Origin of the sequence: Acinetobacter sp. GD03645 (assembly GCF_029845285.1) — a bacterium.
Lineage (GTDB): Bacteria > Pseudomonadota > Gammaproteobacteria > Pseudomonadales > Moraxellaceae > Acinetobacter > Acinetobacter corruptisaponis.
The window spans coordinates 1-14,803 of sequence record NZ_JAOCLL010000010.1; the positions used below are offsets into that span (position 1 = coordinate 1).

Here is a 14,803-nt window from a genome sequence, read left to right on the forward strand (position 1 = left end):
CATCAATCTCAACTTTATTTTAAACCACTTTAAACACTTGATTTAAAACAACTTTCAATCAACAGCACCGCCGATGGAGTCGCATTATAGATCATTCCAAATACCTTGCAAGTGCTTTTTTCAGTTATTTTATTTAACCGAACACTTTTCAATCAAAAACACTTTCCAGCTTATATTTTTCAACCGAATTTGTTTTAATACCAGAAGAACAATTAAACTATATGCCGTTTCTATATAATGTTTGCATCAAGGCAATCATTTTAATGACTGTAATTTCGCTCTAACGCGATTAAGGACTTATATGCATTACTCAAATTTTATCTTGCTTGGGTTGTTAACTGCTGGAGCATGTTCATCAGTATTCGCGCAAGAGACTCCCAATGAATCGGTAGACCAGACCAATATTGCTGAGAATCAGGCAACAACCGAACAGAAAAACCCGACCACGATTCAAGCAATAAAAGATTTGAAGCATCTCACCAAGAATGATTTAAAAGTAAATGCAAATGCGGCCCAGCCTGATGCGGTAAAAGACCCTTTACAACCATTGAACCGCCAGATTTATGCATTCAATGACATGCTGGACCGTAATATATTAAAGCCAGTAGCCATACAATATGTCGCCAAGGTTCCAGAAGAGGTTCGTAGTCCTTATCGTCAGTTCAGGAAAAACCTGGGTGAACCGTGGAATGCAGTCAACCAGTTCATACAGGGCCGTCCAACACGTGCCGCCAAAAGTCTAGGCCGCTTCACAATCAACACCTTAACGACTTTAGGTTTTGCTGACCCTGCACGTCGTCTGGGATTGCCAACAGAAGAAGAGAGTTTTGGTGTAACACTAGGCTATTATGGCATTGCCTCAGGTCCTTATGTCATGCTGCCTTTCTTTGGCCCAAGTACGTTCCGTGATGGTTTTGGTTTACTCGCTGATAGTTATGGTCGCCCTCAAAAATATTTGCTGGATGATCAGAAAGGCATATATTGGTCAACGAATTTGTTACAAGCAGTTGATGCCCGTTCCCAGATTCTTGATATTGAGGAAAGCCTGAAAGGGGATAAATATGCGATGATTCGTGATTTCTACCTACAGCGCAAAGCTTTCCAAATTGCTGAAAAGCATGGGGATTCAGCTGATATTTCATTTATTAGTGATGAAGATGATACAGATGATTCATCTGCTGATGACAAATAAAAAGACAAGATCTTTCACTATGGACTTCAGTATTGCCAAAGATTTTAAATATTGGCAATACTATGTTTTTCATCATCTTTCATCTATGATGAATTAAAAAATGATCATACAAAGGATCGGCTATTCATCTATGTATTTCATTCAGCCCACACGCTCAATACCTTGTTTAGATCAGTCATTAAATGAGTTACCGAGTTTGCAAGTCATTCATGTTGATGATCTAGATTTGTATGATCCCACAATTATTGCAATTGCGGATGTTCAGGACTTTTTAAAATACCAATGGAAATTACCCACCATTGTGCTGGCTTTTGAAGATGAAGGAACTGCTTTGGCCCAAGCATGGGAAATGGGGGCATTGGCAGGCTGGATCTGGGATAGTCTACCTAAAAATCCTGTTCATGCCTTATTTAAAATTGATGCCCAATATAAACGTAACCAGGATAGCCGAGACCTGCCCTCCGCTGCTGAACTACAGAAACGCCTTTTACCCAATCCAATTGAATTGCCCAATTATCAGTTTGAATCCTTTTTTCAGCCTTCCGCCTATCTTTCAGGGGACTGGTATGATTATTGGCGTCTGAATGATGAAGAAATTTTATTCTATCTTGCCGATGTTTCTGGACATGGGGTAACCAGTAGCTTACTGACCTCATGGATGGCGGCATTTCATGGCAGGTCAAAGACACCAAGCCAGCTCATCCAAAAGCTCAATGCCATGCTGGTACAGGAAAACATTGAAAAGCATATCACCATGGTGGCAGGGGTTCTGAATTTGGTTAGCCACGAAGTGCGTTGGTCAAGTGCGGGACATTATCCTCCCCCAATCATTTTTGAACCGAATCAGCCTCCCCAGATTCTGACAACCAGCAGCTTTCCATTAGGCTTGACCGAAGAACTGGAAGTGGAAGAACATCATTGTGTACTAAACCGTCATTCCCGCTTTATTTTATGTTCCGATGGCGCACTGGAACCTTTTGATGGCGGTTTGAACGAGCAATTTAACCAACTGGTCACCCACCTTCAAAACAACTCTTTCCAGCCTCCCGACCATGTGGCTGATGATATTGCCATTCTGAGTTTATGCCGAATGAATTAATTTTAAAATCAATATTTTAATTAGATCACAGCATCCAACCACTTGTGTCTAGAATATCACTATGGGATAATTTTATATCCTTTCTCTGAAAATGGCATTTATATGTCAACAGGTCATGTTGAATATGCAAGTTTAAATGGAACGCATATTTTCAAGCTTATTGGCGAAGTGCGTGCCCAATCTTGTATAAGTCTGGACAAGCTACTCAACAAGATTGAACAGCAGCAAAATGTTGTTGGTGCAATCGTTGATTTAACCCAGACCACATTTATTGATAGTACTGTCCTAGGCGTACTTGCAAAACTCGGTCTTAAGCTTAAACAAGTCCATCACATACAGGCAGTCATGCTTTCAACCAATCCAGATATTACCACCTTGGCCAATAGCATGGGGCTGGGGCAAGTTTTTGTGATCCTGAATTACTGCGGCGATCCTAGTGTGTGTACGCTGGAGCTAACAGAAGAACTTGTGACACACAGCGCAATGTTAAATACAGTACTGGACGCACATAAGACCCTGATGCGCCTGAATGAAAACAATCAGAATATGTTTGAACCACTGGTCAAGCAGCTGCAAAAAGAACAGGATTGTTTAAATCAGGATACCCAAAAACAAAATGCCTGATCGTTTCCTCCTGATATTGTGGTGTCTATATGAGCCTGCTTTCTGTTGTACAAATGAACTCTCAAGATGACATTGAGGCTAATTTCACTGTCATTGAGTCATTGATTCAGCAAAGTAAGGCCCAAGATGCTGAACTGATTGTCTTCCCTGAAAATTTTGTCTGTTTTGCCGCAGGTAAGCAACGTGAGACCGCAGCACAGTTTGAGGCTATTCAGCAACGACTGGAACAGCTTGCCCACCGCTACCAGATCTGGATTGTTGCGGGTACACTTCCATGCCCATTTCGTCCTGATGGTTCAATCATTCAGGATGGTCGTGTGCGTACCGTCAGTTTATGCATTAGTCCTGAGCGTACAGAAGCACGTTACGACAAGATCCATTTGTTTGATGTTCAGGTGGGTGACGCTGTCGGTGGTTATCAGGAATCAAGATTCTTTGAGCCTGGTGATGAAGTTGTTGTTGCCAAAACACCGTTTGGCAAGCTCGGACTAATGGTATGTTATGACTTGCGTTTTCCAGAACTCTCGTTGATGTTACGCACCAAAGGGGCAAATATCCTAACTGCGCCCGCCGCATTTACCTACACCACAGGCAAACTGCACTGGCAACTGCTGCTACAGGCACGTGCCATGGATAGTCAGTGTTTTGTTCTTGGTGCGGCGCAGCAAGGCTGGCATGGGGAACAGCGTCAAACTTGGGGACATGCAGGGATTACGGATAGTCGTGGTCAGCTTTTACAGATGATAGACACTGAGGGACATGGACTAATTACCAGTGCTTTTGACCTTGATGAACAGAATACCATTCGCCTTTCCATGCCCCTTATACAGCATCGCAGATTAATCAATTACTAAACACATCATAAAGCTTAGCTAAGACAAAATATGTGCATACGGTAAATATCTGACCATAATGATCAACTTTTTCAATGAAAACTGATTAGAAGCATGATTTAATAAAGATTATCCATCCTGGTAGAACAAGCTCTTCTCATTTTGTTCTATTCATACTGTAACATCGTTGATTAATTCTTATTAAGCTTTATCCATGTTTAGATTATTTATTGTTGTGTTTTTAATTGGGGCAACAACAATTCAACTTTATGCTGCTGAAATAGAAACACCTGAGGTTTCTCAACATCAAGTCACCTCTCTTCCAACACCACAAAACCTATCCCTAAATGCATTTGGTCAATGGATTATTGGCTGGGGAACAGGCGCGGAAGGTGCCAGACAACGCCTTGACAATATCCGACGTGAGGATGTTGCTGTCATCAAGCAAAAAGGCACAACGCTAGACATGATCAAAGTCTGGCAACAGTTTTATGAACAAGAGCTGGAAAATAATTTAGAAAATCCAACCGCGCGTTACCGAGCCAGATTAATGAAAAGAATTGCTGACCTTTGGTAAGGTGAAGTGGCAGATTATTCTGCCGCTTCAGTGGTTACCCGCAATACTTCTTCCAGTGTGGTTTTACCAGCCAAGACTTTTCTTAACCCATCATCACGAATTGAACCTGCGTAACGGCGAGCATGGTTTTCCAGTTCATATTCAGCCGCATTGCCATGAACCAAACGACGCAAAGATTCATCCACAGGGACAATTTCATAGATTGCAGTTCGGCCACTAAAGCCGACATGAGAGCATTGCTCACACCCTTTAGATTCTGGCAATTCCATGTGTTGATCCACATTTAAATGCTGGAAAACCTGTCGTTCAAAGTCATCGGCCTTACGCCAAGTCACACAATGTGGACACAAGGTACGCACCAAACGCTGTGCAATCACCCCAATTAATGAACTTGCCAATAGAAAAGGTTCAATGCCCATATCTTTTAAGCGAGTCACTGCACCAATGGCGGTATTGGTATGCAGTGTAGAGAGTACCAAGTGACCTGTCAGTGATGCCTGTACCGCAATTTCAGCCGTCTCAAGGTCACGGATCTCACCAACCATCACCACATCAGGGTCCTGGCGCAGCATGGCTTTCAAGGCACGGGCAAAGGTCATATCGACTTTGGTATTGACCTGTGTCTGTCCAATCCCTTCAAGTTGGTATTCAATTGGGTCTTCGGCCGTCAGGATATTACGGGTATTGTCATTCAGGTCAGACAATGCCGCATAAAGTGTGGTGGTTTTCCCAGAACCCGTCGGGCCTGTCACCAAAATAATCCCATGTGGACGATGTACCAGTTGGGTCAGACGCTCGTAGTCATTTTGCATTAATCCCAAATGGGTCATATTCAAACGTCCAGCCTGCTTATCCAGCAAACGCATCACCACTCGCTCACCGTGAGAGGATGGCAAGGTGGATACACGCACATCAACCTCACGACCCGCCAAACGCAGTGAGATACGGCCATCCTGAGGAACACGCTTTTCTGCAATATCGAGCTTCGCCATGACTTTAATACGTGACACCAACAACGGCGCAAGTTCACGGCGTGGCTGCACGATTTCACGTAGTTGCCCATCAACCCTCAAACGTACTGAAAGTTTCTTTTCAAAGGCCTCGATATGAATATCAGATGCACTGACACGAATTGCTTCTGACAACAAGGCATTGATCAGGCGAACAATCGGCGCATCATCCTCCTGATCCATCAGGTCTTCGGCTTCAGGCACCTGATCGGCAAGGCTGAGCAAATCGGGATGGTCTTCCAGACCCGCTGCAACCTGTTGTGACTCACCTGTATCACCCGCATAGCTGGAACTGAGCAAGGCATGAAATTCCTGATCGCTACACAATTGATCGTGGGCAGATTTCCCCAAAATTCGGCGTGCTTCCTGCAAGGCAATCCGTGCGGTGTCTTTCCGTCGCACAATAAAGGCCTGATCGCCCTCGTAACGTAACAAAACGCCATGTCTTTTGGCAAAACTATAAGGAATTTGTATTTGTTTAAGTATTTGCATCATACAAATAATGATAAAAAAGATGCTTGAGTGTACTCTAAGCGAGTTACAGCGTGAAGTCTGTTTAGCATACTCACACAGGAATTTTGCATCTTGTCTCAAAATAATTCATATCAAAAGCAGCAATATCAGCCACCCCATGCCAACATTTTGAAATGGTGGGGAGAACAACAATTTGAAATTCAGCAGGCCAAGGCCTGGCAATTCGGTTCACTGTTATTTCGCCTGACCCGTGGCATTAAGGAATGGCGGCTGGAATATCATCGTCCCCAATGTCAGCACGATTATGAACAACAATGGAAAATGCTGAGCGATACTGAGTTTGCAATGCCCCACCCCGCAAAGATTGAACGCTATATGTTTCATAAGACCAATAGCACTTTTCATTTGATGCCACGTTTGGCAGATCGTTCGGTGGTGATCAAGCCTGTAGACCCAATTTATATCCCAGCAGGTCAACGCGGAACCTTATATATTAGTACACCCTTATGGATTGCAGGTCTGGTTGAGGGATTGACTGAACCTTTATTTGATATTCCCATCATCCAGCCGAAAGACACTTGGTTTGGGAAAGACCCCCAGCATGGTGAGATTTGTTATGCTACCTCGGTGGATGGACGCACCGATTTAAATTTGCTCAAACCGCGTGCATTCCGTGCCGTCACCCCGATTGAGTTTCATAATACCAGCCAGCATCAGCTTCGTTTTGACCGTATGAATGTACCCGTTCCTGCGCTTCCCCTGTTCTATAGCGAAAGTACAGGACGTTTATGGACCTCACAAATCAAGGTCTATTATGAGGGTGCGGAACATCCAGCGCGTATCCGCATTGAAAACAAAACGCCAACTCAGGCAGGCGAGGTCATTTACGTCCACCCACCACGGGCACCTGGCAGCACATTGTTCAATATGTTCGATTCATTCTTTTAAGAGGTTTTTATGGCAGAAACCAGCATTCCCAAAGATGTGGCTAATAACCTGACCGACACCCTGAAAAGCATATTCACAGGTATTAATCTTGATCGGCTGAGTGAAATTCTGGTTGCCATTATCTTGTGCTTTATTGGTTTCCTGATTGCACGTCTTGTTTCAAACACCTTTATCCGCACCATCGGCAGTCGTTTAAACGCCCATCAGCGTTTATTGTGGCGCAGGGGGATTTTCTATTTTATTTTCCTGCTGTTCATTATGACCAGCTTAAGGGAAGCAGGTTTTAAACTCAGCGTTTTTCTGGGGGCGGCGGGGATTTTAACGGTGGCTTTGGGTTTTGCCTCACAAACCTCAGCAACTAACCTGATTAGTGGTTTGTTCCTGATTGGTGAGGGTTCCTTTGAGGTGGGTGATACCATCCAGATTACCCTGATTCGTGGGCAGACCATTGAGGGACAGGTGATTTCGATTGACCTGCTGTCCGTGAAACTGCTCACACTGGATAATGTGTATATCCGCCTGCCCAATGAGCAACTGATTCGAACACCTGTGATGAACCTGTCCAAATATCCTATACGGCGGATTCCCATCACGCTGGCGATTAATTTCCATGAGGACATCATTAAGGTAAGACAGGTTCTGTTGGAAGTTGCAGCTAAATATCCATTGGTGATGGATGACCCAAAGGCAACCGTGACCGTGACCGCATTTCGGGAATCCTCGATTGAATTACTGTTTTCTGTCTGGTGCCGTAAGGAAAATGCCCTAAAGGTCCGCGATGAGATGCAGGAACGCGTACGAAACGGTTTTCTGGAAAATCAGATTGAAATCCCTGTACCGAAAATGGGCTTGATTGACCGACCTATCCCACTTGAGGATGATGAGCTTGATCAATATGCCCATCAGAAAGAACTTAAAAAAGAGCAGAAAGAGAGTTGATTAACCCTCTTTCTGACTTTCCTCAAGCGCAGGTGGTAGCGGTGCAAGATATGCAATCACCAGCATGACCGCACCCGAACCGATAAATGAAATCACGCGTGTCAACGTGCCACTTTGCGATAAGTCCAGCAGTAATAATTTAGCCACCACAATACCCAACAACGCAGCACCCACAAACCAGATTTGGCGGATATGATGGCGACTGGAAAAAGTCATCAGGATAAATGCCAGAATCACCCATAATAAAGTCAGACTGAGTTGCACATCACCATTTGACCAAATGTCCAACCCCCACAATGGTGTACCCAGATAATGATGCATGGCACGAACCACCACGCTGCTCAACACCAATAAGCCAATTAAAATGGTGGTAACTTTAAAGCCCCATTCTACGGATTGCTCAACGCTAAAATCGTGATGATAAATAATCCAGATCACCCCCATAAACATCAGCAAGGATAGAATATCCGTGAAGTTCAGCAACGGTAAAAAATAATATTGCTCAGCAGAATAGGCATCCAGACTGACCAGCACTAGCCACAACAGGGTCAGGCACCAGACGGGAAGCTGATGCAGTAACTGTGTCCTATTCGTTTGAAACAGCCAAGCACCGTAGATAATAGGGATTATTGCAAGCGCAAGGATTGGCATCATAGGGAAAATGGCCAGGCCAACACTTGCCAGACTCAACCAAAGCAATGTAGACCAAATCACCAGATATGCTTTTGAAGAAGTGAGTTTTAAGGTCATCAGCATGATCGCCAATACAACCGAAGCCACGGCAAAGGTGAACTGGCTTAAACCACTCGGCCAATGCCAGACAGAGTACACATTTGTCGCGAAGCTTTCCCCATAGAGAAGGAACAGCAGACCGCCCAATAGAATCAGTTGCACATTTCCCCACTGCAATTGTGATTTTAAATGAAGAGCAAGGCTAAACCCAGCCATCAAAACGGTTGCAATTGCAAGATAAGGACTCAATCCATATTGCTGCCACTGCATCAACTCAACGCCAGCAACTGCACCTGCATACAGGCCCAGCGCAAGGAAAATTCCACTGAGCATACGTGCGCTGAAATACTTTTCAACTTCTTGGTAATGCAATAAATAAAATGCTGAAATGAATTGCGCCAGCGCATAAATGACCGTACTGAGTATTGGGAAATGATCATTTGACCAAACCTGAAAAATCAGTGCCACTGAACTCAGCAGTACCAAGGCCACACCAATATAACGGCTTAAACGATAACGCTCGGTTACACCCCAAACAATCAATGCCGCTCCCTGTATTACCCAGCCTGTCGAAGTCCAGTGTGCGCCTTTTGCTAATGGGAAAATCAGGGCGACAAAAACTACGGCAAGGATAAAGAAGCTTTTTGCCAAGATGGAAAGTTGTGGATGCTGCCGTTTAATCCAGAGATTTAATGAAATATAGACAATTGCCAAGGCAACTGCCCCCCAGGTCAGGGCCTGGGTGGAGTTATGCATCAGGTAGGCATGCAGTGAAAAGCCCAGTACAGGCACACTAAAAATCAGCCCCACATCCAGAATGGGTTGCAAGCGCTGGGTTTTTCGCCCTGTGTCCTGATTTAAATTCAAGTCCTGATTTTGAGCCCGCAACATCAACTGGCTATAACGGACACTGAGCCAGATAAACAGCGCAATATGCAGCCATAAAATCCAGTCCAGCGTAGCAAATTGCTGCGTCTTGGCATAAATTCCAATCACTGCCCCACCAATAAACATGGTGGCAAAAAAAGCGATTTGATGCAGGATTTTCCAGGGTTGAATAAAATTAACCGCTGCAACAGCTAAATTAATTAACAAGTAATAAGCAAACAGGAAAATTACGTCAGGATGATTTTGTGGAATTACCAACGGCGCAAGATAGGCCATACTCAAGGCCAGCATCGCCAAGTATAGGGCTTGCTGCCTTAAACTGAGATAAACCGTGACCAACAGTAAAATGACAAACAAGATACTGGCTGTGGTCAGGCTGGCAATCACAGCGAAATGATGCGAGAAGATCAGGGTTAAAAACACAACGGCCAATCCCACACCCTGCAAGGCCACGGCAAACAACTGGTTTTTCTTTTGCAGCAAATAGCCAACAATGGTGGTGGTGATACCCGCGCTGGCAATGAACCCCAGTTTGACACCCAGACTCAACTGCCAATGTTCACTGGCAAAGCGTAGCAACAACACCACCCCCACCATCAACACTGCCACGGCAACACGCAGGATTGGATTACCATGGATCATCCAGTCGAATGCAGGTTGCCACCAAGCCTGTTCTTTCACTGCTGGTTGATTGTTGTTGGCTATGGAATCTTGAATATCCATATTTAAAGTTGCTGCGACATTGGCCTGCATCCATGCTGGATGCTGTGCTTCAAAACTTGGTGTAGTTGTTGGTGTGGTCTGGTCGATCTCAATGTTTTGAATATTGCTTAAGACCTCTGCTTTTGAATCGGCATTTGTATATTGTTCCAGATGAAGCAATCGTGTTTGAAAGGCGCTGATAGTTTGAATCAGGCAGAGCATGAGTATCAACAATGCACCACCCGCCAGCCACATCCATGTATTTGCATAGGCAAAAAGCGCAACCAGCGCCGCGCCATAAATCACGATCCGCTGCACTCCAATACCAACAGACTGAGCAAAATAGCTGGGTGCCGCCTGCTCAAGCTGAAGCAAACGCTGATGAATCTCGGAAAGGATGTGTACAATAACAACGGTCAGTCCAATCGCGGCGGCAATAATCGTCCCCTGCCATTGAAATGCGATTGCACTAGCGAGCAATACAGTCAAGGCAGCCAGAACAATAAAGATTCCCTGTTTGTCTTTTTTATACATGGGCTTATATCAATTATCACAGCTTCATTGAGGCTATCTTACTTGATCACTGGATAGGCAGCCATTTTTACATACAAAATACTGCAATTTTTAAAGCGACATAGATCGTCCCTGCTCAACACGACAACAGGGACAGCCACCACTTTTTCACGTAAAATAGCCGCTAGTTCATAATAAGGATTTGTGCAATGCCACCTTTTGTCCTGGTTGACGGGTCTTATTTTCTATTTCGTGCTTTTCACGCCTTGCCCCCACTCACAACATCGACTGGCCTGCATACCAATGCAATCCGTGGTGCCATTTCAGCCATCCAGAAGTTGATGCGCCGTACCCAGCCAACCCATATGGCGGTGATCTTTGACACACCAGAGCCGACATTCCGTCATAAATTATCACCGATTTACAAGGGTGACCGTCCAAGCATGCCAGAGGAACTGTCACAACAGATTCCGTATTTGCATGCCTTGATCAAGGCACAGGGCATTCCACTGTACAGCCTGCCAGGTGCAGAAGCGGATGACATTATTGGAACGCTGGCAAAACGTGCGGTGCTTGAGGGTCATCATGTGCTGATCTCAACAGGCGACAAGGACATGGCGCAACTGGTCAATGAACATGTCAAACTGGAGGACAGCTTCAAGGACCGCGTGCTGGATGAGGCTGGCGTATATGAGAAGTTTGGGGTGCACCCGCACCAGATTATTGACTATCTCACCCTTATGGGCGATGCATCTGATGGCATCATGGGCGTTCCAGGCGTGGGGGCAAAAACGGCTGCCAAACTGCTGAATGAATATGGTTCACTGAACAATATCATTGCCAATGCAGACCAGCTCAAGGGCAAAATCAGTCAAAACATTAAGGACAATCTGGACAATATCAAGATTGACCATCAGCTTGCCAGTATTGTCTGTGACCTTGAGCTTAATCTGGACTGGCATGAACTCAAGCTCTGCAATCCAAACGTGGACCATCTGCGCAACCTCTACACTGAACTGGAATTTCGTAACCAGTTACAGTCACTGGATCACCCGAACAATCCAAATAGCTCTGCCTATCAACAGACTTCACAGAACATTGTGAAAGCTGCGCAAAACACTGAACCCACGACGGCACAGGACGGCATTCCAGAAGACCATGCCAGTCTTTCCAGTCAGGATGACCAGCTTGGCACAGCCAGCTATCATACGGTACTGAAACAGGAAGATTGGGATAGCTTATTACAACGGATGCAGCAGGCCGATCACTTTGCCATTGATACAGAAACCACCAGTCTGGACTATCGTATTGCAGAGTTGGTTGGATTTTCTGTCGCCTTTGACGCAAACGATGCCTATTACATTCCATTGGCACATGACTATGAAAATGCACCTGAGCAGCTTAATCGTGAAACTGTTTTGGCACAGATCAAACCGATTCTTGAAAATGAACACATCAGGAAAATCGGTCATCATTTAAAATATGATGCGCACATCTTTGCCAATCACGGCATCATCATTCAGGGCTGGTATTTCGATACCATGCTGGCGTCTTATGTCCTGAATGCAGCGGCGACACGTCATGGTATGGATGATGTGGCACGAGTGTATCTCAGCCATCTCACCACCACCTTTGAGCAAATCGCAGGTAAGGGTGCCAAACAGAAAACCTTTAACCAGATTGAGCTTGAGGTTGCGGCACATTATGCCGCTGAAGATGCGCATGTCACCTATCGGCTGTATGAGGTGCTGTCAGCAAAGCTCCAGCCTTTCCCTGAACTGGTCAATATCCTGCATAAGATTGAGATGCCTGTTGCTCGGGTATTGACGGGCATGGAAGAAGATGGGATCAAGCTGGATCATGCTTTCCTTGACCAGCTCAGTATTGAATTTTCTGAAACCATGCAGACTCTGGAAAATCAGGCCACTGAACTGGCAGGTGAAGCATTTAATATCGCCTCACCAAAACAGGTCGGTGAAGTGTTATTTGACAAGCTGGGCATCAAGGGCGGCAAGAAAACTGCAACGGGTCAATACAGCACCAGTGAAAGTGTGCTGGAAAAGATTGAGCATCCGCTGGCTGAAGTGATTCTGGAACATCGTGGACTGGCAAAGCTTAAAAACACCTATACTGACCGTCTGGTTGAACAGTCACATGATACGACACATCGTGTGCATACCAGCTATCATCAGGCCTTGACCGCGACAGGCCGCCTGTCATCCACTGATCCAAACCTGCAAAACATTCCAATTCGTACTCAAATTGGACGTCAGATTCGCAAGGCCTTTATTGCGCCTGAGGGACGTGTGTTGCTGGCAGCCGATTACTCACAAATTGAATTGCGCCTGATGGCTCACTTCTCTCAGGACGATGCGCTGGTTCATGCGTTCCAGCATGGACAGGATGTACACCGCCGTACCGCGGCTGAGGTACTGGGCATTGCCATTGAAGATGTGACCAATGACCAGCGCCGCCAGGCCAAGGCTGTCAATTTCGGCCTACTTTATGGCATGTCGGAATTTGGCTTGATTCGTCAGTTAGGCTTTACCCGTGAAGAATCGCAGAACTATATCAAGCAATACTTCCGTCGCTACCCTGGCATTTATGAATATATGCAGCGTACACGTCAGGTTGCACTGGAACAGGGTTTTGTTGAAACGATACTGGGTCGCCGTTTATATACGCCAGATATTGATGCGCGAAACATGATGGTGCGCAAGGCGGCTGAACGTGCCGCGATTAACGCGCCATTACAGGGAAGCGCGGCAGATATCATTAAGATTGCCATGATTGAGGTTGATAAAATCCTGCCAAAAGATCAGGCCAAGCTTTTATTGCAGGTACACGATGAATTGGTGTTTGAAGCGGATGAAGCGATTGCTAAGGAATTATCCAAGCAAATTGTGGATGTCATGCAGTCTGTCGTTCAGATTTCAGTTCCATTGGTGGTTGAGGTCGGACAGGGACTGAACTGGGACGCTGCCCATTAATATATGATCATTCTTCAATAAATTTTCCCTTGCAGATAAACATACTTTTCAACGCTGCAAGGGAAATTACAATAAACCATCCATTATAAAAACTAACCATAACAGGAGAAAGGAATGCAATATGTCGTTTAATCAGGTTCAATTTAACCGTTATCATTCCATTGATTCTTTACGCTTTATTTCAATTTTTCTGGTCTTGCTGCATCACTTTAACATCCCTTACAAACTGTTTGACACCTCGATCAATGTCCAGATTTTTGGTGAAGACATCACCACCCTATTTGCCAGAAATGGTAACTATGGGGTAACGATGTTTTTTGTCATCTCAGGCTATCTGATTACTTCACATACCCTGAAACGCTGGGGTACCCTAAATCGGATCAATATGCGGGATTTCTACATCTCACGATTTGCCCGAATCATGCCCACCATGATTTTATTGATCTGTTTGGTTAATCTTTTAGGCGCATTCGAACTCAAACCATTTATGACCCAGGCACCTAATGGCATCGTGGTGGCACAGTCAACAGTAAATTTGGCTGCTCTCACTTTTTGGATGAATATCCTGATTATCGAAAATGGCTGGGTCAACTATGTGCTGGGCGTGCTGTGGTCGTTATCCGTTGAAGAAGTCTTTTACCTACTTTTTCCACTAGCCGCCCTCTTCCTCAAAAGACAATCTCTTTTTTTGATTGCCTGTGTCGCCCTGATTCTGTTTTGTCCTTATTTTAGGTATTTACATTATGGTGAGGAAAGTGGTGCCTATCTGTATCACTATTTTTCCAGTTTTGATGGAATTGCCTTTGGCTGCCTTGCGGCATTGATTGCACCACAGCTTAAACTCCATCAAAACACATGGTCGTTCCTTAAATTTGCTGCGATCAGTATGATGCTGCTGATCTATTTTTCTGCGCCGATTAAGGAAAGCTGTGTTTGGGGAATTAGCCTATTTGCTTTGGGTACTGCAATTGTGATTCTGGCAAATGTGGCAAACGAACAAGCCAAAGTTGAGGTTGACCGCTTTAAATTCCTACAAAATATCGGCAAAAATAGCTATGAAATTTACCTATTCCACTTGATTATCCTGGGCTTTTTTAAGCTTTTTTATACGCCTGCATTGACTCAGGGCGATATTAAACTTGTACTTTTATTGATTTATCTTGTACTTGCGATTGGACTAGGTGCAGTCATTGCCCGTTATTTTTCCAATCCACTGAATCAAAAAATACGACAACGTTTCATCAGGAAATAAAAATGGGCATCTCGCCCATTTTTTATTGAA

11 protein-coding genes are annotated in these 14,803 nt (G+C 44.8%); 9 read left to right on the forward strand and 2 right to left on the reverse strand.

Features of this window, described 5'->3' with window-relative positions; genetic code table 11:
- Positions 1 to 301: 301 nt before the first annotated feature.
- The 5 genes from N5J47_RS09465 to N5J47_RS09485 all read left to right on the forward strand — a co-directional run bounded on the left by N5J47_RS09465 (position 302) and on the right by N5J47_RS09485 (position 4,325).
- Complete coding sequence (locus tag N5J47_RS09465; RefSeq protein WP_279960031.1) at positions 302 to 1,192, forward strand: VacJ family lipoprotein; 891 nt, start codon at positions 302 to 304, stop codon at positions 1,190 to 1,192.
- A 130-nt stretch (positions 1,193 to 1,322) separates the two neighbouring features.
- Positions 1,323 to 2,291, forward strand: a complete 969-nt coding sequence (gene gigA, locus N5J47_RS09470; protein ID WP_004675729.1) for an RsbU family protein phosphatase GigA — start codon at positions 1,323 to 1,325, stop codon at positions 2,289 to 2,291.
- A 102-nt stretch (positions 2,292 to 2,393) separates the two neighbouring features.
- The gene (gene gigB, locus N5J47_RS09475) at positions 2,394 to 2,915 is read left to right on the forward strand and encodes an anti-anti-sigma factor GigB (RefSeq protein WP_004799901.1); all 522 of its coding nucleotides are present in this window, start codon (positions 2,394 to 2,396) and stop codon (positions 2,913 to 2,915) included.
- A 29-nt stretch (positions 2,916 to 2,944) separates the two neighbouring features.
- Positions 2,945 to 3,769: a carbon-nitrogen hydrolase family protein gene (locus tag N5J47_RS09480; protein ID WP_279960032.1), complete on the forward strand. Its 825-nt coding sequence runs from the start codon at positions 2,945 to 2,947 to the stop codon at positions 3,767 to 3,769.
- Positions 3,770 to 3,962: 193 nt separating this feature from the next.
- Positions 3,963 to 4,325 (forward strand): DUF4951 domain-containing protein, encoded by a 363-nt coding sequence (locus tag N5J47_RS09485; protein ID WP_279960033.1) that lies wholly within the window; start codon positions 3,963 to 3,965, stop codon positions 4,323 to 4,325.
- 14 nt (positions 4,326 to 4,339) lie between these two features.
- Here the strand turns inward: N5J47_RS09485 and gspE are convergent, their stop codons facing one another.
- Entirely contained in the window at positions 4,340 to 5,827 is a 1,488-nt protein-coding gene (gspE, locus tag N5J47_RS09490) for a type II secretion system ATPase GspE (RefSeq protein ID WP_279960107.1), read from the reverse strand.
- Positions 5,828 to 5,920: 93 nt separating this feature from the next.
- On the opposite strand from gspE, the gene N5J47_RS09495 reads away from it, so the two are divergent.
- The gene (locus N5J47_RS09495; RefSeq protein WP_279960034.1) at positions 5,921 to 6,757 is read left to right on the forward strand and encodes a hypothetical protein; all 837 of its coding nucleotides are present in this window, start codon (positions 5,921 to 5,923) and stop codon (positions 6,755 to 6,757) included.
- Between the two features lie 9 nt (positions 6,758 to 6,766).
- On the forward strand, positions 6,767 to 7,696 hold the full coding sequence (locus tag N5J47_RS09500) for a mechanosensitive ion channel family protein (RefSeq protein ID WP_267981760.1): 930 nt from the start codon (positions 6,767 to 6,769) through the stop codon (positions 7,694 to 7,696).
- Here the strand turns inward: N5J47_RS09500 and N5J47_RS09505 are convergent, their stop codons facing one another.
- A complete protein-coding gene (locus tag N5J47_RS09505; protein WP_279960036.1) occupies positions 7,697 to 10,552 on the reverse strand; it encodes a DUF2339 domain-containing protein in 2,856 nt (951 codons plus the stop codon).
- Between the two features lie 188 nt (positions 10,553 to 10,740).
- Between N5J47_RS09505 and polA the strand changes: the two genes are divergently transcribed.
- Both polA and N5J47_RS09515 read left to right on the forward strand, forming a co-directional pair.
- Positions 10,741 to 13,521 carry a DNA polymerase I gene (gene polA / locus N5J47_RS09510; protein WP_279960037.1) on the forward strand — a complete coding sequence of 927 codons (2,781 nt, stop codon included), beginning with the start codon at positions 10,741 to 10,743 and terminating at the stop codon, positions 13,519 to 13,521.
- A gap of 121 nt (positions 13,522 to 13,642) precedes the next feature.
- On the forward strand, positions 13,643 to 14,773 hold the full coding sequence (locus N5J47_RS09515; protein ID WP_279960038.1) for an acyltransferase: 1,131 nt from the start codon (positions 13,643 to 13,645) through the stop codon (positions 14,771 to 14,773).
- Positions 14,774 to 14,803 lie beyond the last annotated feature (30 nt).

Excerpts from the sequence above, each read along its gene's own strand:
- N5J47_RS09465 (WP_279960031.1), top strand. The coding sequence starts at position 302 with ATGCATTACTCAAATTTTATCTTGCTTGGGTTGTTAACTGCTGGAGCA.
- gigA (WP_004675729.1), top strand. The coding sequence starts at position 1,323 with ATGTATTTCATTCAGCCCACACGCTCAATACCTTGTTTAGATCAGTCA.
- gigB (WP_004799901.1), top strand. The coding sequence starts at position 2,394 with ATGTCAACAGGTCATGTTGAATATGCAAGTTTAAATGGAACGCATATT.
- N5J47_RS09480 (WP_279960032.1), top strand. The coding sequence starts at position 2,945 with ATGAGCCTGCTTTCTGTTGTACAAATGAACTCTCAAGATGACATTGAG.
- N5J47_RS09485 (WP_279960033.1), top strand. The coding sequence starts at position 3,963 with ATGTTTAGATTATTTATTGTTGTGTTTTTAATTGGGGCAACAACAATT.
- gspE (WP_279960107.1), bottom strand. The coding sequence starts at position 5,827 with ATGCAAATACTTAAACAAATACAAATTCCTTATAGTTTTGCCAAAAGA.
- N5J47_RS09500 (WP_267981760.1), top strand. The coding sequence starts at position 6,767 with ATGGCAGAAACCAGCATTCCCAAAGATGTGGCTAATAACCTGACCGAC.
- N5J47_RS09505 (WP_279960036.1), bottom strand. The coding sequence starts at position 10,552 with ATGTATAAAAAAGACAAACAGGGAATCTTTATTGTTCTGGCTGCCTTG.
- polA (WP_279960037.1), top strand. The coding sequence starts at position 10,741 with ATGCCACCTTTTGTCCTGGTTGACGGGTCTTATTTTCTATTTCGTGCT.
- N5J47_RS09515 (WP_279960038.1), top strand. The coding sequence starts at position 13,643 with ATGTCGTTTAATCAGGTTCAATTTAACCGTTATCATTCCATTGATTCT.